We start from the raw sequence: 22,466 nt of genomic DNA, 5'->3' as shown, positions 1-22,466 counted from the left end.
TCTGTTTTTCTGTAATCTCCCCCTTCTGCCAGGGAGGGAAACTTCATCAAAAACCCTGCAAGGTTGTCCATACTTCCAGCTTTGTCTGGACCTTTTTGATCACTTCATTTGTAAATTCGGTGGTGGTAGAGCTTCCGCCCAGATCAGCGGTTCGGATTCCTTCTCTCACTGATTCAATAACGGCTTCATAAATGGCGCGGGAAGCGGCATTGGCTTTGGTATCATTCATATAGGTGAGCAGGGAAGCCGCTGCCAGGATCATGGCCATGGGATTGGCTACATTTTTTCCGAACAGGGAAGGAGCAGTGCCATGCGGGGCTTCTACCATCACTGTTTTTGTATTAAACGAATCATCAAAGCTCATCAGGATTGATTCAGAACCCGCGATAGAGCCAAACAGCTGCAATACCATATCGCTTAAACAGTCCCCGTCGCGGTTTAAGGCGGGGATGACAAGGGGATCGCCGGAATTGTTGAGAAGAAGGGCATAAGTGGCATCAATCAGTTGCGGTTCATAACGTACTTCCGGATACTGCCTGCTCGCCTTGTCCATTTCTTCCTTCAGCATGCCTTCGTATATGGGACTTACCGTATATTTGGGTCCGCCAAAAACCTTGGCGTTATTTTTTTTGGCATGTCTGAAAGCGAATTCTGCGACGGCACGGCATGTTTTACGGTCAATTTTTTCCGTGCGGTATGCTATCTCATCAATGCCTTCCCCTTCCCGCCATTCTTTGGCACCGTAAGCATCTCCGACCGCCATGCGAATGACAGAGATGGGGGCGTAAGTGCCGGCGAGCGGGCGAACGCCGGGAATCCGCCGCCCTGTGCGGATAATTACTTTTCCGTCAATTTCTTTTCGCAAAATGGCATTGGGGCTGCCGACATCCCCTTTTTCCTCCGGCGTGATCGTTGCCGCTTTCAAGCCAAATCCGTGTTGCTTCATGGCCCGGGCCGCTTCATAAACAATTTCATTTTTCGTTTTTCGTCGATTTTCAAGACTTAAATCAAAAGTTTGAAATTGAAGTTCAAATCCGATCACATTGGAATCCAAAACGCGCAATGCTTCATGGAGCAACTCCTGTCCTGTCTGATCTCCTTTCATGATGACGACGGTTCTATAACTCATTGAATATTCACCTCAAATTGAAAATTTCCCATCTATTATACTCCTACATCCTGTATATCACCAGTGCGGAAAATTTTGATAACTTGAAGGGAAGGTGAAGTTTCTTTAAGTTCTTGCATGAATTCAGTACAATGGAAGAGGGAAAGGTTGGTATAAAGCCTTGATGGGAGAGATGGACTTGCGACCAGGATATTTGAAATACATAGGAATTTGTTTTGTTTGCTTGCTGTTTGTGCAAACCGCTTGTTCAAAACAACCCGAATCCGTTTCCGGTCCGAAGCCGGAAAACCCGCCAAAATGGGTGGATGAGCAATTGGCTTCGATGAGCCTGGACGAAAAGATCGGACAAATGTTCATTGCCGGTTTTAAAGGGGAAGGTTCGGACGAACAGGCACTGTCGGTGAATGAACAGGCCCGGACTCTTGTTACGGATTATCACGTGGGGGGCATCATTTATTTTGACCGAAATGTGGAAAGCCCGTCCCAGATGGCAAAACTGAGCAATGATTTGCAAAAGTTGGCTTTATCGACAGAAAGGAAGATTCCCCTGTTCATTACAGTGGACCAGGAAGGCGGAAAAGTGGCCCGGTTAAAGGAAGGGTTTACCTCTTTTCCCGGCAATATGGCGCTGGGGGCTACCCGCAGTAAAGAACTTGCCTTTCAGACCGGAAAAGAAATGGGCAAAGAGTTGAGAGCTGTTGGCATCAATTTGAATATGGCTCCCGTTATGGATGTGAATAACAATCCGCAAAACCCGGTCATCGGGGTGCGTTCTTTTTCCGAAAACCCGGAGTTGACGGCAGAATTGGGTTCTGATATGATCCGGGGCTTTCATGAAAGCAAAATTTTGACGATTGCCAAGCATTTCCCGGGGCATGGGGACACCGCTGTCGATTCCCATGTGGGACTTCCTGAAATTCCCCATTCCATGGAACGGTTGAATCAAATGGAACTGGTTCCTTTCAAACGGGCGATTGCTGCTGGCACCGACATGGTGATGAGTACCCATATTACCTTTCCGGCGCTTGAGTCTACACCGGGGTTGCCCGCGACCCTGTCCGAAAATGTTTTGACAGGCCTTTTAAGGAAGCAATTGGACTATGACGGGATTATCATTACAGATGATATGGAGATGGGGGCAATTGTTGAAAACTTTGGTACCAGTGAAGCGGCTGTACGTGCCGTGCAGGCTGGAGCCGATATCGTTCTGGTCTGTCATTCGCTCGATCGCCAGACAGAATCGATTGAGGCGGTTAAACAGGCAGTGGAACAGGGGAAGATTGATGAAAAACGGATTGATGCTTCTGTTCGGCGAATTTTAAGTTTGAAGGCAAGCCTGTCTCCTGCCTTTTTGACCGATCCATATGTTGATGTGAAAAAAGCAAACCAGCTTGCCCAACAGCCGGATGCGGCCAAGATTGCCCGGCAAACCTCTGAGCAAGGGGTTACCCTGGTTACCGATACCGATCAGTTGATCCCGCTTGATCCGAAACAGAAACTGGCTGTTTTTACAGTCAACAAACCGAAGGCTATCTCCCGGGTCCTGAAACAGCAGGGTTACGACGTTTCGGTATCCTGGATTGATTCATTGAGCGAATCGCAGATTCCGTCTTTGCTGGCAAAGTCCAGACAGGCCGATGCGGTATTGATCGCCCTAGACCAGGTAAAGGAAAACCGGGCCTGGTTCCGTTTCGTTCAAAAATTGCAATCGGAGCAAATCCCGGTTGTGATTTGGGGGATGGATGTCCCGTACGGATTGAGCGAACTGCCTCCCGGGACGACCTATATTGCTTTATATGGTTCATCAAACCCTCTACTGGAGGCAGGTGCCAAAATTTTATCGGGAGAAATAAAAAGTCAGGGACTGTTGCCGGTGACCATTTCCGACCGCTTTCCTTATGGATGGCCGGCAAATGAAAAAATTGACTGAAGACGAGTTCAGGAAGGAAGTGCGAAAGTGATCCTTGAAATAAGTGTGGCAGCAATCGCCGTTGCTATTGTGACCTTTGTTGTGTTTGCAGTCCGGTTTCTGCTTCGCCTGACAAAAACAGTTGAAACCGTGCAGGCCACATTGGATGAGGTTAAGGGGCAGGTGGCGGCAACGGTTGAAGAAACCCATTCGGCTGTCAAAGAAACGAGAAGTCTGGTGAAAGAAATTCGCGACAAGACTGAAAAAACCGATTCTCTTTTTGAAGCAATTGACGGACTGGGAAAAACCGTGCAGCAAATTTCTGTACGCATTCATCATCAGGTGGAACAGAATCAGGCCAGATACGGGAATCTGGCAAGTTTGATCGGAACAGGAATTGAATTGGCCAAAAGGTGGAAACAGGAACGGAGAAATCCGGAACAAAGCAAGGGAGTGGAAATTCGTGGCTAAGTGCAAATACTTTATTGCGGGAGCATTGATCGGTTCCCTTGTCGGAGCGGCGGTAGCCGTGTTAACCACCCCGCGCAGTGGCAGGGAAATGCGCGAGGAATTGGGGAAAAATCTTGAATTTACCAAGGAAAAGGGAAAAGACTTTTACCATGCACTGATGGAAAGGATTGAACCGGCGGAACCGGATCAGACCAAAAGCGACCAGCTTGATGGTTGGATGGAATTGCCGGTCAGAATGGAAGATCAGGCAGAAAAGCAGGAGAAAGAAAAACAGGAAATCTCACTATAACCGATTAGCAGAAACGGGCCGGCAGAAACAGTGTTGGCTCGTTTCCAGGAAGGAGGATTCCAACATGGAAAATTATGTAAAACTGACTGATGTGGAAACATTGGAAAAAACCCTTGCTGACAATCAGGATCATTTATTGTTATTGTTTAAGCACAGTACGAGATGTCCCATCAGCGCAAAAGCTTTTCGCGAATTTGAATCATTTTTGCAAACAGAGGAAGGAAAAAAAGTGCCGGCAGCTGTTGTGCTTGTTGTGGAAGATCGTCCGGTCTCCAATGCGATTGCGGAACGGTTTGGAATCCGGCATGCATCACCACAGGTTATTTTGTTGAAAAACGGAGAGGTATGCTGGCATACGTCCCATTACAATATCAGGTCGGAAGCGTTACTCGATGCTGTAAAGACAAACCGATAATTCTTTAAGAGAGGTGAAGTTTCTGTCGGGGAGCCTGACAGAAGTTAATTTATGAAAGAGTTGGGAGAGGGCGCGTGGAAGAATGTTGCAGATGAGTTTTTGGAGCGCCTCCAGCATCATCAGCGATATCTGTATCAAATTGCTTACCGTCTGACAGGGAATCGGGAAGATGCCAAAGACCTGATGCAGGAAACGATCTGGCAGGCACACCAGAAATCTGACAAATACGTATATGAGAAGTCTTTGAAAGCCTGGCTCAGAACGTTGATGACAAATCGTTTCCGTGATCAGAAGCGGAAAAAGTGTGTGCCGGTTGTTACCTTGGATGATGACAGTGTTCAGGGAGAAAAGTTTTATGTATCCAATCTGTCGGTAGAAGAGCAGGTGGAACAAAAAATCCTTTTGGAACGGATTAAGCTGGAAATTGGGAAATTGCCGGAAATTTACCAACGGGTGCTTATTTTGCGCCATTTTCACGGGTATACATATCAAGAGGTGAGCAAGAAATTGGAGATTCCCGAGGGGACAGTGAAAACCCAGTTGTTTCGTGCCCGCAAAATGCTTAAAGATCGGCTAGCCAACAAGTTTTAAGGGAGATATCCAAATGAATTCCGACTGTAAAGAAATGGAATTTTTGATCCAGCTTTATGTGGATGGGGAAATGAAAAGGGATGACCGGCAAAGGCTGGAGAAGCACCTGAATGAATGCAAGCGATGCCGGGATGAATTGGTGAAATTGGAGCAGCTTGTCAGTTCGCTGGAACAATTGGGAGAAAGAGAGAGGCTGCTGGCAAGAAGCAGATTGCTCAAAATGGTAAAATGGGCTGTCGTCATCGCTTCCATCATATTGTTTTTCTTTGCGTCCCCTTTCCATGCCAATCTGTTACCACCCCTGCAACCAGACCAAAATGAAAGGAAAATGACCGGCGTTGACTGGCGGCTGAAGGCCTTGACGAAAAATAATGAAGCGTCATACATTCTGCAAAGTCATATCATTCAGCATTTTGAACCAAAACAATGGTCGGGTGTCATTTCCGGCATTTCCGGGACGGCATTCATTTATCCCGGTGCCGTTCCCGTATTTATCAAGCGGGCGTCGGTGATGGTCAAGCAGTTATCCCGGCCGGAGATCATCATATTCCGGATCCCGAATACGGATAAGGAAATTCAGAAATGGTATGACAACTGGACGAACCAAATTTTGCAATCTTCATATTAACAGGTGACAATTGCGTGATTTTTCGATATAATATCGGAAATTATTTTTTAGGCGAGAAGAGAGGAGACAGACGAGTGAGTGAGCAACTGGAATCCTTGCGAAAACAACTGGATGAAATCAACCTGAAATTATTGGACCTGTTAAGCCAGCGGGCTGCTTTGGCCCAGCAGATTGGTGAGGTAAAGAAAAAACAGGGAATTAACAAGTTTGATCCGGAACGGGAAAAAAACATGTTACAAACATTGGTCAAGCTGAATCCCGGTCCTTTCTCAGACGATACGGTAAGTTATCTTTTCAAGCAGATTTTCAAGGCGTCTCTCGATCTGCAACTGGACAATCACAAAAAAGAGTTGCTGGTTAGCCGGAAGAAAAAAGAAGCAGATACGGTTCTTGATATTTCAGGGGCAACTGTCGGGGGAGCCAGGAAGCAGGTGATCGCCGGTCCTTGTGCGGTTGAATCTGAAAAGCAGGTATTTACGGTAGCAAAGGCATTAAAGGAACAAGGGATTGATTTGATGCGGGGCGGAGCTTACAAGCCGCGTACCTCTCCCTATGATTTCCAGGGATTGGGTGAGGAAGGGCTGAAAATCCTGAGAAAAGCGGGAGATACGTTCGGGCTGAAAGTAATCAGCGAAATCGTAAGCCCGACCGATGTGGAAATGGCTGAACGTTATCTGGATGTCATTCAGATCGGAGCACGCAATATGCAAAATTTCGAATTGTTGAAAGAAGTGGGTTCCGCCAAAACCCCTGTCTTGTTGAAAAGGGGATTGTCTGCCACGATGGAGGAGTTCCTGTTTGCAGCTGAATATATTGTTTCCCGCGGGAATCATCAGGTCATTTTATGTGAGCGCGGAATTCGCACTTATGAAAAATGGACGCGCAATACACTGGATATATCAGCCGTGCCGATTCTTAAAAATGAATCCCACTTGCCTGTCGTTGTCGATGTAACCCACTCTACCGGAAGACGCGACATTCTGCTGCCGTGTGCCAAAGCAGCCCTTGCTGCTGGTGCTGATGGTGTCATGCTGGAAGTTCATCCCAATCCAAGTGTAGCTTTGTCTGATGCCAAACAGCAAATTGACGTATCCCGGTTTGAAACCTTTATGAAAGAGTTGCGTAGTTCCGGCCTGCTGGAAGAAAAGCTGGTTTCTGTTAAATAATATTACATTCGGCTTCCTGAAAAAAGCGGATTGACTTCACAGTCTGTCCGCTTTTTTTGATCCTGTTTTTTGATATGATGAACATAAGCATAAAACGTGCCATAATGAAAGAGGAAGTCTGGTCAGGATTCCGACAGACCAGATCCCTTATAAAAAAACAGGTAATGTATTGTTTGGCAAGGGGAGGAACGTTCGTTGGATGTTAGGCATTATCTTAAACGGGCAAATATGGATCAGATTAGCCTGAATCAGTTGTTTCATCTGTTTGCGAAACAGGTCCCGGACTGGGTAGTGGTTTATCAGGCAACAGGAGCAGAGAGAAAACCTTTCTTGGCCAAAGGAGACCGTCCAAACAGTTTTTATGTAGTGGCATATACCGATGAAGAAGCTATAAATGCAATCCATGTGGATTTTCCTCAATATATGGAAGTGGTGAATGAACCGGCGCTTTCTTTTCTGATCAAGGCTTACCGTTCGCCGGCTGATGGGGTCATTCTCAATCCGGGGCATGATGAGCGGCTTTTTTTGATTAAGCCAAATGTCCAGGAATTCATCCGTTCATACGCTGTCGAACAGTTTCGTGACATGCCGGGGCCATGGGTGCCGACCATGGATGGAAACCTGCTGCTGGTGGAATATGAAAAGGATCATTATACGGTAACCGTTTATCTGAGTGAGGAAGATGCAGAGTACGTGGCCCGGAAATCCGGAGGGCAGGCGGTCCGGCATTCCTGGGAAAAAATTGAAGAGCGCTGCAGACAGTTGGGAGCGCCGGCACCTTATTTTCATTTCGGTTTGCCGGAGCAAAGTCCCTTCAGTGAAGAAGAAGCCAATGCCATCTATTCGGGAAACCACGGAAGATACCGGATGGAACCGGAAGAGGAAGAACCGGCTGCTGAACAGGTGTTGCCGATGCCGGCGCCATCCCCTGACTCCCATGCTGTTCAGGTAATGCCTTCTTCTGTACAGCCGTCCCAATCTTCCGGGCCAGGGCAGGTTAAACAGGAAGATTTCAGGCAATCCCAGGTCTCTGATCCGGAGCAGCACGAAATCGCCAGGCGCAATTTTCCAAAAGACAGGCCGGCTGTGCAAAAACAACGTCCCATCGATCCTGATGTTGCCGCTGGACTGAAAAAGTTGGAAAAGGCTACAATTGAAGGACAGGGGATGGGAAATGGCTGGGAAGTCTGCCGTGCGATGGCAGAACTGCGCAGGATTTGGGTCGTGGTTGACCCGGAAGGAAACATGGTGATTCTGGCCGGCCAGGATCAAAGCCCGATTGTCGATTTCTTTACTTCATCTGAGCATGCAAAGCGATTGATTGATGAAGCGCTTGAAAAAAACCCCAATTTGCCGCCGATGGTTCCAAGATTGATTTCCACCAAAAAACTGTATCGCGCTTTGGCGCCGCGGCAGCCGATTGTCTGGATTAACCGGGGCTCGGCGGAAGCCTGGACCAGTATTATGGGAGATACCCTTCCATATGTGTTACAATTGATGTCACAAATGCAGGCTGGGAAGATCTGACTTTGTCAGGGATCTGTTTTTTTTGGACAAATCGGTAAAAATAAGCATATGGTAAGATCTTGATCTGTTCCTGGTACGGAATAATGATAAAAATTTAGAAAGTGGATGTGGAAGAAAAAGATGGGTAAGAAAAAAGAAACGATTACGATTTATGATGTAGCTCGTGAAGCGGGGGTTTCCATGGCTACTGTTTCCCGTGTCGTCAATGGGAACCCGAATGTCAAGCCGGCGACAAGAAAAAAAGTGCTGAATGTAATTCAACAGCTGGGTTACCGTCCAAATGCGGTTGCCCGCGGATTGGCCAGCAAGAAAACGACAACAGTCGGCGTAGTGATTCCTGATATTTCCAATGCTTTTTATGCTGAATTGACAAGGGGTATTGAAGATATTGCCACGATGTATCATTACAACATTATTTTAAGCAATTCAGACTTACAAAAGGAAAAAGAGCTAAAGCTGATTGAAACCCTTTTGGAAAAACAGGTTGATGGCTTGTTGTTTTTGGGCGGGGAACTCACCGAAGCCCATCGGGAAATTTTATCCGCTACCCATGTTCCCGTGGTGCTGGCAGCCAGCCGTGATGAGAAAAAGGAAATGTCTTATGTAACCATTGACCAGATCCAGGCGGCCAAAGAGGCAACCAGTGTCCTGATTCATGAAGGAAACAAACATGTTGCCCTGATTGGCGGCCCGCTGACCGATTCCGTCACCGGGTATCCCCGTTATCTCGGCTATAAGGAAGCATTGCAGGATATGGATGTTCCGTTCGTGGAAGAGTTGGTCCGATTGGGTGATTATCGCTATCGCTCCGGATATGAGGCAATGAAGGAACTGCTCGAGAAGCAGCCGCAGATTACAGCCGTGTTTGCAGCAAGTGATGAAATGGCCGTCGGAGCTATTCATGCGGCATTGGATCTGGGGCGCAAAGTGCCTGAAGATCTGTCGGTAATCGGTTTTGAAAATATTCCCCTGGCCTCCCAGGTGCGACCCCTGTTAAGTACAGTAGGAGTGCCGATGTACGATATCGGGGCAGTCGCGATGCGCCTGCTTACCAAATACATGAATGATGAGCCGGTTGAAACAGGTCAGGTTTATTTGCAATACAATATCATGTTGCGTGAGTCGACCAGGCTGAAAGAGTGGGAAGAGGAGAAATAAACGGAAGAGAGGTCGCAGATGAAAAAGAAAGTTATCGGGATTATTGGGGCAATGGATGAAGAAATTGCATCATTGCTGAACAAGATGGATCAGGTTCGGCCCCATGCCTGTTACGGCATTCGTTTTTACCGTGGAACTTTGGAAGGCACATCTCTGGTGTTGTGTAAATCGGGTGTTGGCAAAGTCAATGCGGCATTATGCACCCAGATTCTGATTGACCGTTTTCAGGTGCAAGCGATTATTTTTACCGGGGTTGCCGGCGCCCTCGATTCTGATCTGGATATCGGGGATCTTGTTGTTTCCACTGAATGTCAGCAGCATGACGTGGATGCCAGTGTTTTAGGCTTTCCAAGAGGAACCATTCCATTCCAGGAGGTTTCCATTTTTCCGGCAGATCCGGACCTGGTTCGCTGGGCTGTGGACGCCGGCAAATCACTGAACCATGTGAAAATTGTCCCGGGAAAAGTTTTGTCAGGGGACCAGTTTATTTCCGACCCGGCAAAAGTGCTTGAATTACGGGAGCAATTAAAGGGTGCGTGTGTTGAAATGGAAGGGGCCGCTGTAGCCCATGTTTCCTGGCTGGCCGGAGTCCCTTATGTGGTAATTCGTTCCATTTCGGATCGTGCGGACCATTCGGCACATGTCAATTTTGCCGAATTTACCCGGTTGGCTGCGAGCCGTTCCAGTGAGATGGTTTGCCGGCTTTTGGCATTGAGACAAAAAGAGATGAAAAAATCGGTTTGATGACGGGATTGAAATGCACCTGATCGTGCGGACTTATGAAAGGCCGCTGATCGGGTGCGTTTTGGTTTTTGGGGAACAATTGGCGGATCAACCTGATAAAGAAAACATAACTGTGCTTGAAACAGGTTAAAACGGATACATGCCAACCAGGAACGGTAATGGCCGATCCGCTTCCGAAATTTCACTTTTTCTTTTATAAAAGAATGAACTATAATGGAAATTGTTTTTATGGATTTTACTCATCAGATGATATGATCTATACGTGATTACCAATTTGAAATATTGAGGTAATAGGGATGAAAAAAGAGTATTTGTATATTTTTTTATCAGTTATTTTTTTTAGTACGATGGAAATCATACTGAAAATTGGATCAGGCGATTTTAACCCCATTCAGCTTAACCTGTTAAGATTCCTGATCGGGGCAATAATCCTGACACCATTGGCGCTGAAACATATGAAACGGAGCGGATTCCATCTAACCAGGGAAAATTTGGCCTTTTTTGCTGTGACTGGCTTTTTATGCGTAGTGATTAGCATGACATTTTACCAATTGGCGATTGTTTATGCCAGTGCATCAACGGTTGCTGTTTTATTCAGCTGCAATCCGCTCATCATTATTCCGCTGGCCCACTTTATGCTGAAAGAACCGCTTTCCAGGCAGACATTATGGGCCCTGGCCATCAGTGCAGCGGGGATCTTGTGCATTGTCAATCCATTTGATATCCAGAATCCTGCGGGAGTTTTTTATGCTCTTTTTTCTGCGGTTACGTTTGCTTTGTACAGTGTTGTCGGGAGAAAAGGAAGCTGGCAATTCAACTGTGACGGGGTGATTTTGACCAGTTTCAGTTTTTATTCAGGCAGTATGCAGCTTCTCGTGTTTGTCCTTTTGTCAAAAATCGATGTAATCTCATCCTGGCTGGTGAAAACCGGACTTGGAACTTTTGCCAGTGTGCCCATCCTCGAAGGTATTACATGGGATACACTGCCGGTCATCATTTATATTGGCATTTTTGTGACAGGCCTGGGATTTGCCTTTTATTTTCTGGCCATGGACAAAACGAATGCTTCTACCGCATCGGTCGTTTTTTTTATCAAGCCGGCTCTGGCGCCAATTCTGGCGTTTCTGTTCCTGGGAGAAACAGTTACTCCCCATATTGCAGCAGGGATTTTATTTATTGTTATCGGTTCCGGCCTGACCCTGTTTAACCAGGACAGCAAACAGGGAAAACTCCGGATCAGCAAGGTCAAAAGCCATTAAAAGGAAGCTTTGTCCATCCGAATGGGTGCCGCTGAATGTTTTTTGAATATTGTGATTGTTGACCGTCCGGTCATGTGACAGCGGGAACATCGCATGTCCCCTGGCCTGTTGGAAGACCGGCAATGGATTTCAATAAACTGACAGTGTAAAAAGAATAAAAGAATACAGACTAAGGCGTAATAAAGGAGGGATGTAAGGTGGCTCGTGATGTGTTGTGCGAAGTCAGAAACTGTGTATTCTGGGAGCAGGGGAATCTTTGCTCAGCAGAAGAAATTTATGTAGTATCCAACCAGGTTGAAGAAGTCTATCACAGCGAGGAAACAGATTGCAAAACCTTTGAACCAAAACAGTGATAAAATAAAAGGGGAGTATTTCATATGCTCTCCTGAAACAATGCCAACTTGATTTAATTATTATCAAAAATTTCTCTATAGTTGGAATTGTGCTATAATACTGAATAATAAATAAGGAAATCGTTAACATAAGGGAGGTACATCTATATATGAAACATGACGAATTGATTGCGGTTCAGACCACGGGAAACAATTTGCAGAACTATGACGAATGCTGCAAAAATTTCCGTTGGGAAGATGTTGAAAAGCAATTTACCTGGTCCAAAACCGGGAAGTTAAATGCTGCCTACGAAGCAATTGACCGGCATGTTGATGAAGGGAAAAAGGATAAAATCGCTCTTTATTATAGTGATTCCACCCGGGATGAATCATATACGTTTTCAGAAATAAAAGAAAAGTCAAACCGGTTTGGCAATGTCTTGCGGAAGATCGGGGTACATAAGGGGGATCGCGTGTTTATTTTCATGCCCCGCTCACCCGAATTGTATTTCAGTTTTTTGGGAGCCATAAAGATTGGTGCCATTGTCGGTCCATTGTTTGAAGCATTTATGGAAGACGCGGTAAAGGACCGTCTGGAAAACAGCGAGGCTGTTGTCCTGGTTACTACTCCCGCTCTTTTGGGACGTGTTCCCGTTCAGAAACTGCCGCATTTGAAACATGTCATTCTGTTAGGCGGAGATGAAAACGTAAAAGAAGGGTTTTACAGTTTTGAAAAGGAAATGGCCCAGGCATCGACTGAATTGGAAATCGAATGGATAGACTGTGAAGATCCGATGCTGATCCACTATACATCCGGCTCAACCGGGAAACCAAAAGGTGTCCTTCATGTTCACAATGCGATGATCCAACATTATCAGACCGGAAAATGGGTACTTGATCTGCAGGAAAATGACGTGTATTGGTGTACGGCCGATCCCGGGTGGATTACGGGAACTTCTTACGGAATCTTTGCACCCTGGCTGCATGGTGTCACCAATGTGATCCGCGGCGGACGTTTTACTCCGGACGACTGGTATCAAACTATTGAAAAGTATAAAGTAACGGTATGGTATAGTGCTCCTACGGCCTTTCGCATGCTGATGGCTGCGGGAGAAGAAAAGGTGGAAGATTACGATCTTTCCTCTGTCCGCCATATTTTGAGCGTGGGCGAACCTTTGAATCCGGAAGTGATCCGCTGGGGTCTCAAGGTATATAAAAAGCGGATTCATGATAACTGGTGGATGACCGAAACCGGCGCCATTTTGATTTCAAACTATCCACAGATGGAAATCAAGCCGGGTTCGATGGGAAAACCGATTCCTGGGGTTCAGGCTGCCATCATTGATGATCAGGGCAACGAACTGCCTCCTTACCAGATGGGGAATCTGGCCATCAAAGCACCATGGCCTTCAATGATGAGAAAAATCTGGAAAAACCCGGAAAAGTATCAGGAGTACTTCAGAATTCCTGGCTGGTATCTTTCCGGCGATTCGGCTTACCGCGATGAAGAAGGATATTTCTGGTTCCAGGGAAGACTCGATGATGTGATAAATACCTCCGGAAAACTGGTCGGTCCTTTTGAAGTCGAAAGCAAACTGGTGGAACATCCTGCAGTTGCGGAAGCAGGAGTGATTGGAAAGCCTGATCCGGTTCGTGGACAAATCATTAAGGCGTTTATTTCACTTCGTACGGGATATGAAGCTACGGAAGAATTAATCGAAAATATCCGGCAATTCGTAAAAAAAGGACTGGCTTCCCATGCTGCGCCACGGGAAATTGAAGTCAAGGAGAAGCTGCCAAAAACACGGAGCGGCAAAATTATGCGGCGTGTACTGAAAGCCTGGGAGCTTGGATTGCCGACCGGGGATTTATCTACCATGGAAGACTGACAAACGGAAAAGACACCACCCATGTTTTACACAGGTGGTGTCTTTTCTTATTGAGGAACGCCAGGATTACCTGTTTGGGGCTGGGCAGGAGCACCAGGTTGCTCGGGTTGTTCAGTGCCCGGTTGTCCGGGTTGCTCAGGATTAACAGGCAATTTGGGTTGCCCCGGCTGCCCTGGTTGTTCCTGTTGTCCTGGTTGACCGGGCTGATCCGGTTGCGTTTGTTGGACTTTGTTACATTCAAAACATTTGGTTTCCACTTTTCCTCCTGGATTATCGAACGAGCTGCCTTGCTTGATGAGATCGGGTCTTGATTTGGCTGCTGCCTTAAAGATTTTCACCCAGGCGCTTTTGGACAATTGCTGGTTGGCAGAGCGGTTGGCATCTGAATAACCTGTCCATACACCAAGTGAAATCTCAGGAGTATAGCCTATAAACCACAGGTCATAATAGTTGGTGGTGGTTCCGGTTTTTCCTGCTATATTATAGCCAGGCAGGCTGGCGCCAATAAAACGCCCCGTTCCTTCAGTAACCACTTTCCTGAGCATACTGGTCAACTCATAGGCAACAGACGGTTTCAGGATTTTTTTCGGTTTTTGGTCCCTGTCGTATTCATATATCACTTGCCCGTTGGCATCAACAATCTTTTCGATCAAATGCGGCGGGTTATGTTGTCCGTTGTTTGCGATCATCGCAAATCCTGCCGTCATTTCTGAAACCGTATAACCGGCGCGCATTCCTCCCAAAGCGGATGCTTCTCCGTCATATTTTGTGGGAGGCATGCCCATTTTGCGCAAATAGTTAAAGCCGGTTTCAATCCCCAGTTTCTTAAAGATTTTGACTGCCGGGATATTGAGCGAATATTGCAGGGCATAGGTAGCATTGACAGGACCTTGGTATCTCCCGTTGGCGTTAACATAGTAATCCGAACTTCCAGCTTTTTTGACCGGTTCGTCAATAATGACAGAGTCAGGGGAAATGATCCCTTTATTCATGGCCGGTCCGTAAACCAACAGCGGCTTGATGGTTGAACCAGGCTGGTTGGTGGCGCTCAAGGCATAGTTGATATTGGACTTCTCAAAACTGGTGCCACCCACAAAAGCCAGAATTGCTCCGGTCTTATTGTCAATAATGGTTGCGCCGATTTGTTCACTGTGACCGTTTTTTGAAGGCATGTCTATTTTGGAGACCGCTTCGTTTACGGCGTCATACATTTTCTGGTCAATTGTGGTGTAAATCTTGTATCCGCCCTGGCGCACTTCATCCAGATAGTTTTTGTAGGATTGGACCTTGTTGCCTTTTTTCTCGTCCATTTCCCTTAGCACTTGCGCAGCTTCCCTTTCAACGGAGGTAATGATATAGGGATAGTTTTCATATGCATTTGGGAAATCGGATGGTTTTGCCAGACTGGACTTGATATCGTATTTTGCTGCCTGATCGTGCTGTTCCTGGGTAATATGACCGGTTTCAAGCATTTTGTCCAACACCAGATTCATCCGTTTAATCCCTTTTTTCAAATGTTTTTCCTGCTCTTTTTCCGTGTTTCCGTAAAAGGGATTATAGTCGTATGGACGTTGCACCATTCCCGCAAGGTAAGCTGACTGTGCAATGTTCAATTTCTTGATGTCTTTATTGAAAAGCCCACGTGCGGCAGATGCGAAACCGACCATGCGCGTGCCATGAGCACCCGGGCCAAACTCTACGCTGTTCAGGTATTTTACAAAGATTTCCTCTTTGCTGTAGAATCGTTCCAAACGCAAGGCGTTGATAATTTCCAGGGTTTTCCGTTCATAGGTTTTCTTTGTGTTATCCAAGATTTCATTTTTAACTAATTGCTGGGTTAATGTGCTTCCCCCTGTTTCAACATCACTATGGATGATTTGCTGCCAGGCAGCCCGGGCAATGGAACGGGGGACGATTCCGTTATGATCGTAGAATTCCCGGTCTTCTGTAGCGATCAGTGCGTCTGCAACATAGGGACTGACTTCATCCATGCTTTTGATCAGTTTCCGGTCAGTTTGTGAAATCATCCGTCCAATTGGCTTGACTTCTCCGTTTTCCGGACGGAAATAGGCATAACTGGTTTGTGACCATCCATTTAGCTCTTTTTCATAAGCCTCTTTGGTGCGGATTTTTTCGTCTTTTGCGAAAGCGGAAACGATTCCAGCACCAACACCAAAAACGCCGACTGTGATGGCGAGTACTGCAGATAAACTGCTGGTTAAAATAAGTTTTGTTCTTTTATTCATCCTGTCTTCTTCCCCACTTTTTTTCACTCTCGATGGGATGTTCTGGCAACCTGTTTATTTAGCATTCATCCTCCCTTCTTCAACGAAAACAATTATAACACAGGGTAGAATCTATCCGGGTATACATAATTTTGACAATCCCGACAAAAGCCCCTGAGACCGTTTACGGTGTCAGGGGCTTTTGTCTATTTTAATCATATTCATGTTGAGTCTTCCTGTCCAGGAGGCTGACCGCCATTATTTGGATTGCCTCCATAACCGGGATCACCGCCATCTTCTCCTCCGCCGCCGGGCAAAGGATCTTCATCTGGCGGGAATATGACAGGCGGCTCATGGGGTTCCGGCTGGTTCGGATCATTGGGATCATTAGGATGTTTTTGCTTGTCTTTCTCGTTTTTCTTCTTCTCTTCTTCTTTAATCTTTTCATCTTCTATGTGTTTTTTAATCCGGTCACACTCCAGACATTCCACTCCATAGAAAAGACCGCCGGGGTTTTTAAAGCGTGCATTTTTATCAAAGTAATGGGGTGCCGCTTTGGCTGCTGCTTTAAAAATGTTTACCCAGGCCCGTTTTGAAAAAGAGTCGTTATGGCTCATCGGGAAATTGTAATCATAACCGCTCCAGACGCCCAGTGAAATTTGGGGAGTATAGCCGATAAACCACAGATCTCTTTCATCGGAGGTGGTTCCCGTCTTTCCTGCCAGGTCGTATCCGTTAATGCGACTTCCGATATAGGTTCCGGTTCCGCCATTGACAACATCGCGGAGCATATCGGTTACCTGATAAGAGGTTTGCGGTGAAAATATTTTTTGATTTTCGTTCTCATATTCATAGATCACTTTTCCGTCGGCATCTGTTATTTTTGTTACCAGATGCGGAGGATTGTATTTTCCCTGGTTTCCAAAAGTAGCAAATGCCGCAGTCATCCTGGCTACCGAGTAACCTTTTGTTTGCCCGCCGATTGCGGCAGACTCTCCATCATTTGGGTGAGGGGGGATATTCAGCTTGCGCAAATAGTCAAATCCCGTATCATGGCCCAAATGGTTAAAAACCTTGATGGCCGGGATGTTGTATGACCATTTTAATGCCTCGCGAACAGTGACCGGCCCATGGTATTTTTGGCTTGCATTCTGGTAGTAACCCGATCCGTCCCCGCGCGGCATTTTTTCATCCAATACTTTGGTGTTGGGGGAGACCACTTTATTCTCGATTGCCGGGCCGTATACAATGAGCGGTTTGATGGAGGAACCTGGCTGGTTGAGCGAGTTAAAGGCATGATCTTTTTGGTTCCCCTTTCGATCGGTTGAAGAGACGAAAGCCAGTACGGCCCCTGTCTGGTTGTCGAGCAAAACGGCTCCCAATTGTTCATGGTCTTCAAATTTTCCGTATTTACGGGGATGGAAGGACAGAGATTTTGTGGCTTCCTTGTTTACCGCTTCATACATGTTTTTGTCAATCGTACTGTATACATGATATCCTTGTGTTTGCAGACGTTCGATATATTTTTGCAGGGTTGCCCGGTATTTTCCCTGTTCGCTCAGTGCCTTTATATCCAGTCCATCCTTTTTCATCAGCAGTTCGGCCGCTTCTTCTTCCAGTGCATACATGATAAATGGATAATTGACGTAGCTGTTTGATTCGGGGTTCGGCTTTGCGAGAGACTTCTTGATGTCGAATTTAAGCGCTTCATTATACTGCTGTTTCGTAATTTTATCATTTTCCAGCATTTCGTTTAAAACAAGTTTCATCCGTTTTAAACCGCGTTTGAGATTATCGTTTCCACCAAACGGGTTATAGGCATTGGGTCGCTGCACCATACCCGCAATATAAGCAGCCTGCGCCAGATTCAGGTCCTTGGCCTGTACACCGAAAATTCCGTTGGCCGCTGCCTGAACACCATATAAATTTTGATTGTTTGCTCCTTTCCCAAAATAGACACTGTTCATGTAGTAGACCAAAATCTCATTTTTTTCGAGCAGGGAGTCCAGCCGAATCGCCAGGACAATTTCCTTCGATTTGCGTGCGAGGTCTTTGTCAAAGTCTTCAAGGATGACGCGTCTTACCAGCTGCTGGGTAATCGTGCTGCCGCCTGTGGTTACCTCGGCATTGACCAGTTGTTGAAAAGCTGCCCTCAGGATGGAACGGGGGACAATTCCGTTGTGATTGTAAAAATCCTTGTCTTCAGTAGAGATGAAAGCATCAACCAAATGAGGGCCGGCATCATTCACTGATTTAATCAGTTTACGTACATCTCCTTCGTTACGAAAGGCACCAATGCGTATCGGGTTTCCGCTTTCATCCGTGTTTGAAAAATAGGCATAACTGTTTTCAAACAGGCTGTTTAAATCCTTTTTAAAATCTTCTCTGTCCCGGACTTTCTCATCCTTTACCATCGCTGACACAATACCGGCCCCAACTCCAACCGTACCAAAAGCAATAATCAGTATAAAGACGAACAAAGAATAAAAGGCAAGCCGTGTCCATTTTATCAGCTTACTTCGGTTGGAGTCTTTTGCATATCTCGCTGATCTACTTTTCATTCACTTGATACCCTCCTCATTCTAGGGTAATATTATAGCATAATCCGGTTATTGAATTGACTGAATTGAAATAATGAAAATATCAAAATGCTGTGAACAAGCCGAGTAGTTGGAAGGATTGTCCTTTCAGAAAGCTGGTGGTTGTTGCGAACCAGCAGGACCCTTTCGATGAATTACACTTGGGAGCATTGCGTTTATACGCACGGTCATTATGTCCGTTATAAAATGAAGCGGGAAATATCTGTTTCCAACAAGGGTGGTACCGCGGAACCTGACTCCGTCCCTTTTTGAGGGATGGGGTTTTTTATTATCGTATATCTCTATTTTATTACAGGAGGTAAAATCAATGTCGACAGAAAAAAAATTGTCTGAGGAAGTAAAAGCGGAGATCGAGCGCCAATTGCGCATCATCAAGCGGGGAGCCGCTGAAGTTTTGCCGCTCCCGGATTTGTACAGAAAACTGGTACGTTCCATTGAACAAAAGCAACCGTTAAGAGTAAAACTCGGGCTGGACCCGACTGCTCCTGATTTGCATATCGGACATACAGTTGTCTTTCACAAATTGCGCGATTTTCAGGAACTGGGCCATATCGTGCAACTGGTTATCGGCGATTTTACGGCACAGATCGGGGATCCGACCGGCAAATCGGAAACGCGCAAACAGCTGTCAGAGGAAGAAGTAAAGAAAAATGCCAAAACCTATACAGACCAGCTGTTTAAAGTGCTGGATCCGGACAAGACCGAAATCTATTTTAACAGCCACTGGTTAAGCCCGCTCACCTTTGCCGATGTAACCCATTTGGCTTCGAAATGTACGGTTGCCCGCATGCTGGAACGGGATGATTTTGCCAACCGTTACCGGAATGGGCAGGCAATCAGCATTCATGAGTTTTTTTACCCCCTTATGCAGGGATATGACTCGGTTGCCCTGAAAAGTGACATTGAATTGGGAGGAACAGACCAGAAATTCAACCTGCTGATGGGTCGGCAATTGCAAAAAGAGTATAGCCAGGAAGAGCAGGTGATCCTGACCATGCCGCTTTTGGAAGGGCTGGATGGCGTGAAAAAAATGAGCAAAAGCCTGGGCAACTATATTGGTGTGGATGAAGAACCCAATGATATGTACGGGAAAGCCATGTCGATTCCGGATGAGCTGATGATCAAGTATTTCGAGCTGGCGACAGACCTGTCGATCGATGAACTGGAAAAATTGCAGGCAGGGCTGGAGAACGGGCAGATTCATCCGCGCGATGCCAAAATGCGTCTGGCTCATACCCTGGTACGAATGTATCGTGGAGAAGCGGCAGCTGATGAAGCGGAGAAACATTTTCAAACCGTGTTCCAGAAAGGGGCATTGCCCAATGATATTCCCGAAGCCGAAATTGCTCCATCTGACATCAATGACGGGAAAATATGGGTTGTTGCTCTCCTGTCCAGGCTGGGACTGGTGGCCAGCAACGGAGAAGGCCGCCGCATGATCCGGCAGGGCGGTGTGCGGATCAATCAGGAGAAAGTGACCAACGTGGACGAACAGGTTGAAGTGCAGGAAGGCATGATCGTTCAGGTTGGGAAACGGAAATTTGCCAAAGTGAAATGGAAATAAGGAAAACAGCGGACCCTTTTTGCAGGTCCGCTGCCATTTGTAGCTTTTTTCCTGTTTACTTGAACAGGATTGGTAACATTAATATTCAACAATGAAAGGCTGTCTTTTCTCATTGAGACAATACATGATCTGCTGTTTGATAATTCGTTGGGAAATCAGCCTCATCGCTGTTTCTGCCGGAAAATAGCCGGCGTCCCCAATCTCATCGCTGGTTGTGATTCGTCCGCCGATGGGCTTGCCAATAAAAAGCAGATCGCATTTATGTGAACGCAAATTTTGGAAAATTCCGCAATACTTGACCAGTTTAATATTAAGTCCGGTTTTTTCCCTTACTTCACGAATGGCAGCCAAGCGTACGGACTCTTCTTCTTCCACCCATCCGCCGGGAATTTCCCAACCCCGTTTCGGGTGTTTGACAAGCAGAATCTCCGAGCTGTAATTGAACACCAAAACATGGGAACTCAACATAAATTTTGGAGGGGTCATCATACTCACCTAACCTTTTGGAAAATGAGGTCCAGGTGTATGAAACTTATATGAAATAAGGAGAAATACCTTAATCAGACAAATAGTACCTATATTTATATTTTAACAAAAATTAGGAAACATTAGTATATTTTATTGGTATAAAGTAATATAAAAATATGTTTAGATTTATTTATATTCTATTAATATTATGTTGATTGTGCTGGTAGGATCAGAAAAAGGCGTTATAGTCAAATTATGTTCTGATCTTTGAATATAACGCCTGGAGATAGGAGAATATGTTTACTGGATGAAAGATTTCGTTACTTGTTTTTTGTTGTACTCATATGCCTGTTTGTATTTAAGTCATAGATTTTTATTCCAGGTATAAAGCTTTAAGAAGGTTCCTCCGTGAAATCCATATGGAAGGGATCCATGCTGCGGCCAAGCTGATCAAAGGGCTTATGATTAATTGGATGAAAACGATTTGCCCCGGAAATAGATATTCGTTTGCATCCAAACCTGCAAGTATATGGTAACCAAACACAAGGCCTGATATGATTCCAATGAGCCCTCCGGCTAATGAAATGATGATTCCTTCTAACAAGGCTAATCCCACAACTTGATTTGGCCGGTTTCCCAATGCTCTCAGTACGGCAAATTCCCTGTTTCTTTCTCTTAAACTGCTGGCCATGTTATTCATCAATTCTATGATATTGAGAAAAATTGTTAAATAAAATCACAGCCGCTAATAAAATGAACAACCTTTGTTGTACCTGTTGGTGTAATTTGGAAATATCCTTTTGGCGGTCATATAGGATGACATTTGAAAAATCGGGACTGTTTAATAATTGGTCAATCTTTTTTTGAATCTTGCTACTTAAGGATGGTTTATTAATATTGAATTGAATTTGGTCGATTGTGTTGATGTGGAAATATTATTCAAGATTTTCCCTGTCCGTGTAAGCCGTATATTCATCAAATGGCAAACAGGCATCTTGCCAATAATCCCGACAGTTTTAAATCGATGTCCGGAATTTTTGCCTTTCATCACTTCGTTAAATCGTCCTATTTGGATATCATCTCCTAACTGATACCCAAGTTTTTTCAAATTTTTTGTGATGATTGCGTCGTAATTACGCAGTGCTTCCTGATCAATGGTTCCTTCCAGCATCTTGATGAAGGAAATTTTGCCACTTCATGGATATCTATTCCTCCTTCTTGCCATTTACATCAAATAGCATTGATTTGGCATCATAATATCCAACAGGATACAATGAACAACTTGTTTTTTTTAGAATAGCCAGGGCTTCCAAACCATTTGAAGGGAAGGAGAGTCGAACTAACCCCAAAGGAGTTCTGGGGGGTAGGTTACAAGTTTGAAGATAAGAACTAAACCATTAACAATCAAAAAGTGGTTATTTCTTCTTTTATTTTGTGTCAGTTTTATTCCTGTACTTTTAACATTTATAATCAGTACATTCTTAGTTGAAGATCCGCAAGTTCTTCCTGCAGATAATTACTATTTAGGAACCAGAAATGAAAATTTGAATAACGTTTCCAAATGGTCCGATCCAGAGTAGCAAAAGAAAATTACGCCAAAACTGGTCAAAGCGGTACACAAGTGAGATTATTCAACTAACCTCAGAAGATATACAAGATTCTCCTGATGCAGCAGGGTACACCAATCCAGCTCGAAAATTTACAGTCACTGAACTTTTGAAGTTTTGGGTGTCATCTGCTCTTGGAAAATAGTCCAGTTTTCGTGAAAGTGAAGAACAAATGAAAGCTTGTAAAGGTCTTTACTCGACGTTATCAAAGAAAGTATCAGAAACTCCGCATGAGTTTTTCAAAATGCTTTTCCATCGCACGGTAGAAAAGTGCAATCGCCAACTACGCAGGAAATTAGCTCTTCCCTTGATCGCTGTCGATTCCACTGCCTTCACAGCGGGGGCCGGAAAACTCCATTGGGCTTACCTTCGTGGAGAAAAGACTGGAGTAAGGCTGCATGTTCAGTTTGACATTTATTCCCAACTGCTTAGACAAGCAGAAGAGTTCGTTGCTTTGAAACGATTCTCTTTTTCAAGGATTTGATTATAGAAAAA

The 22,466-nt window shown here is 45.4% G+C and carries 20 protein-coding genes and 1 other annotated feature; of the genes, 15 read left to right on the top strand and 5 right to left on the bottom strand.

Going from position 1 to position 22,466, the window contains the following annotated elements:
• Positions 1 to 46: 46 nt before the first annotated feature.
• Positions 47 to 1,129 (bottom strand): isocitrate/isopropylmalate family dehydrogenase, encoded by a 1,083-nt coding sequence (locus H2C83_RS03975; protein ID WP_181737965.1) that lies wholly within the window; start codon positions 1,127 to 1,129, stop codon positions 47 to 49.
• 301 nt (positions 1,130 to 1,430) lie between these two features.
• Here H2C83_RS03975 and nagZ point away from each other — a divergent pair, with 301 nt between their 5' ends.
• From nagZ to acsA, 13 genes are all read left to right on the top strand, one after another.
• Positions 1,431 to 3,059, top strand: coding sequence for a beta-N-acetylhexosaminidase (gene nagZ / locus H2C83_RS03970; protein ID WP_220183989.1), 1,629 nt, complete (start codon positions 1,431 to 1,433; stop codon positions 3,057 to 3,059).
• Positions 3,060 to 3,086: 27 nt separating this feature from the next.
• Entirely contained in the window at positions 3,087 to 3,509 is a 423-nt protein-coding gene (locus H2C83_RS03965; RefSeq protein WP_181737961.1) for a DUF948 domain-containing protein, read from the top strand.
• Positions 3,502 to 3,798: a YtxH domain-containing protein gene (locus H2C83_RS03960; protein ID WP_181737959.1), complete on the top strand. Its 297-nt coding sequence runs from the start codon at positions 3,502 to 3,504 to the stop codon at positions 3,796 to 3,798. Before H2C83_RS03965 ends, H2C83_RS03960 begins: the two co-directional genes overlap by 8 nt.
• 64 nt (positions 3,799 to 3,862) lie before the next feature.
• Positions 3,863 to 4,213 (top strand): bacillithiol system redox-active protein YtxJ, encoded by a 351-nt coding sequence (gene ytxJ, locus H2C83_RS03955; RefSeq protein WP_181737957.1) that lies wholly within the window; start codon positions 3,863 to 3,865, stop codon positions 4,211 to 4,213.
• A gap of 51 nt (positions 4,214 to 4,264) precedes the next feature.
• The gene (locus tag H2C83_RS03950) at positions 4,265 to 4,804 is read left to right on the top strand and encodes an RNA polymerase sigma factor (protein ID WP_181737955.1); all 540 of its coding nucleotides are present in this window, start codon (positions 4,265 to 4,267) and stop codon (positions 4,802 to 4,804) included.
• Positions 4,805 to 4,817: 13 nt separating this feature from the next.
• Complete coding sequence (locus tag H2C83_RS03945) at positions 4,818 to 5,432, top strand: anti-sigma factor family protein (protein ID WP_181737953.1); 615 nt, start codon at positions 4,818 to 4,820, stop codon at positions 5,430 to 5,432.
• Positions 5,433 to 5,506: 74 nt separating this feature from the next.
• Positions 5,507 to 6,598 (top strand): bifunctional 3-deoxy-7-phosphoheptulonate synthase/chorismate mutase, encoded by a 1,092-nt coding sequence (locus tag H2C83_RS03940; protein ID WP_181737950.1) that lies wholly within the window; start codon positions 5,507 to 5,509, stop codon positions 6,596 to 6,598.
• Positions 6,599 to 6,793: 195 nt separating this feature from the next.
• A complete protein-coding gene (locus H2C83_RS03935) occupies positions 6,794 to 8,125 on the top strand; it encodes a hypothetical protein (protein WP_181737948.1) in 1,332 nt (443 codons plus the stop codon).
• Positions 8,126 to 8,245: 120 nt separating this feature from the next.
• Positions 8,246 to 9,283 (top strand): catabolite control protein A, encoded by a 1,038-nt coding sequence (gene ccpA, locus H2C83_RS03930; protein ID WP_181737946.1) that lies wholly within the window; start codon positions 8,246 to 8,248, stop codon positions 9,281 to 9,283.
• A gap of 18 nt (positions 9,284 to 9,301) precedes the next feature.
• Positions 9,302 to 10,027, top strand: coding sequence for a 5'-methylthioadenosine/adenosylhomocysteine nucleosidase (locus tag H2C83_RS03925; protein WP_181737944.1), 726 nt, complete (start codon positions 9,302 to 9,304; stop codon positions 10,025 to 10,027).
• Positions 10,028 to 10,317: 290 nt separating this feature from the next.
• The gene (locus tag H2C83_RS03920) at positions 10,318 to 11,286 is read left to right on the top strand and encodes a DMT family transporter (protein WP_181738098.1); all 969 of its coding nucleotides are present in this window, start codon (positions 10,318 to 10,320) and stop codon (positions 11,284 to 11,286) included.
• Positions 11,287 to 11,483: 197 nt separating this feature from the next.
• The gene (locus H2C83_RS03915; protein WP_181737942.1) at positions 11,484 to 11,639 is read left to right on the top strand and encodes a DUF1540 domain-containing protein; all 156 of its coding nucleotides are present in this window, start codon (positions 11,484 to 11,486) and stop codon (positions 11,637 to 11,639) included.
• Between the two features lie 149 nt (positions 11,640 to 11,788).
• Positions 11,789 to 13,507, top strand: a complete 1,719-nt coding sequence (acsA, locus tag H2C83_RS03910) for an acetate--CoA ligase (RefSeq protein ID WP_181737940.1) — start codon at positions 11,789 to 11,791, stop codon at positions 13,505 to 13,507.
• A gap of 47 nt (positions 13,508 to 13,554) precedes the next feature.
• Here the strand turns inward: acsA and H2C83_RS03905 are convergent, their stop codons facing one another.
• Together H2C83_RS03905 and H2C83_RS03900 are read right to left on the bottom strand one after the other, a co-directional pair.
• Positions 13,555 to 15,753, bottom strand: a complete 2,199-nt coding sequence (locus H2C83_RS03905) for a transglycosylase domain-containing protein (protein ID WP_181737938.1) — start codon at positions 15,751 to 15,753, stop codon at positions 13,555 to 13,557.
• A 200-nt stretch (positions 15,754 to 15,953) separates the two neighbouring features.
• Entirely contained in the window at positions 15,954 to 18,293 is a 2,340-nt protein-coding gene (locus H2C83_RS03900; protein ID WP_181737936.1) for a transglycosylase domain-containing protein, read from the bottom strand.
• A gap of 83 nt (positions 18,294 to 18,376) precedes the next feature.
• Positions 18,377 to 18,581: a binding site (T-box leader), on the top strand.
• A 58-nt stretch (positions 18,582 to 18,639) separates the two neighbouring features.
• Here H2C83_RS03900 and tyrS point away from each other — a divergent pair.
• Positions 18,640 to 19,896: a tyrosine--tRNA ligase gene (gene tyrS / locus H2C83_RS03895; protein ID WP_181737934.1), complete on the top strand. Its 1,257-nt coding sequence runs from the start codon at positions 18,640 to 18,642 to the stop codon at positions 19,894 to 19,896.
• A gap of 78 nt (positions 19,897 to 19,974) precedes the next feature.
• On the opposite strand, the gene H2C83_RS03890 is transcribed toward tyrS, so the two are convergent.
• A complete protein-coding gene (locus H2C83_RS03890; RefSeq protein WP_246333717.1) occupies positions 19,975 to 20,364 on the bottom strand; it encodes an NUDIX hydrolase in 390 nt (129 codons plus the stop codon).
• A gap of 373 nt (positions 20,365 to 20,737) precedes the next feature.
• Positions 20,738 to 21,088, bottom strand: a complete 351-nt coding sequence (locus tag H2C83_RS18430; RefSeq protein ID WP_376766330.1) for an FtsX-like permease family protein — start codon at positions 21,086 to 21,088, stop codon at positions 20,738 to 20,740.
• A 1,055-nt stretch (positions 21,089 to 22,143) separates the two neighbouring features.
• Here H2C83_RS18430 and H2C83_RS03880 point away from each other — a divergent pair.
• Complete coding sequence (locus H2C83_RS03880; RefSeq protein ID WP_181737930.1) at positions 22,144 to 22,455, top strand: hypothetical protein; 312 nt, start codon at positions 22,144 to 22,146, stop codon at positions 22,453 to 22,455.
• Positions 22,456 to 22,466 lie beyond the last annotated feature (11 nt).

The sequence above is a fragment of the Thermoactinomyces mirandus genome, assembly GCF_013868055.1.
Lineage (GTDB): Bacteria > Bacillota > Bacilli > Thermoactinomycetales > Thermoactinomycetaceae > Thermoactinomyces > Thermoactinomyces mirandus.
The sequence above is the reverse complement of the archived record's forward strand: the minus strand, read 5'-3'. Positions and strand labels throughout refer to the sequence as shown.

Excerpts from the sequence above, each read along its gene's own strand:
- H2C83_RS03900 (WP_181737936.1), bottom strand. The coding sequence starts at position 18,293 with ATGAAAAGTAGATCAGCGAGATATGCAAAAGACTCCAACCGAAGTAAG.
- tyrS (WP_181737934.1), top strand. The coding sequence starts at position 18,640 with ATGTCGACAGAAAAAAAATTGTCTGAGGAAGTAAAAGCGGAGATCGAG.
- acsA (WP_181737940.1), top strand. The coding sequence starts at position 11,789 with ATGAAACATGACGAATTGATTGCGGTTCAGACCACGGGAAACAATTTG.
- ytxJ (WP_181737957.1), top strand. The coding sequence starts at position 3,863 with ATGGAAAATTATGTAAAACTGACTGATGTGGAAACATTGGAAAAAACC.
- H2C83_RS03905 (WP_181737938.1), bottom strand. The coding sequence starts at position 15,753 with ATGAATAAAAGAACAAAACTTATTTTAACCAGCAGTTTATCTGCAGTA.
- H2C83_RS03925 (WP_181737944.1), top strand. The coding sequence starts at position 9,302 with ATGAAAAAGAAAGTTATCGGGATTATTGGGGCAATGGATGAAGAAATT.
- H2C83_RS03945 (WP_181737953.1), top strand. The coding sequence starts at position 4,818 with ATGAATTCCGACTGTAAAGAAATGGAATTTTTGATCCAGCTTTATGTG.
- H2C83_RS03890 (WP_246333717.1), bottom strand. The coding sequence starts at position 20,364 with ATGTTGAGTTCCCATGTTTTGGTGTTCAATTACAGCTCGGAGATTCTG.
- H2C83_RS03950 (WP_181737955.1), top strand. The coding sequence starts at position 4,265 with ATGAAAGAGTTGGGAGAGGGCGCGTGGAAGAATGTTGCAGATGAGTTT.
- H2C83_RS03975 (WP_181737965.1), bottom strand. The coding sequence starts at position 1,129 with ATGAGTTATAGAACCGTCGTCATCATGAAAGGAGATCAGACAGGACAG.
- ccpA (WP_181737946.1), top strand. The coding sequence starts at position 8,246 with ATGGGTAAGAAAAAAGAAACGATTACGATTTATGATGTAGCTCGTGAA.
- H2C83_RS03880 (WP_181737930.1), top strand. The coding sequence starts at position 22,144 with ATGAAAGCTTGTAAAGGTCTTTACTCGACGTTATCAAAGAAAGTATCA.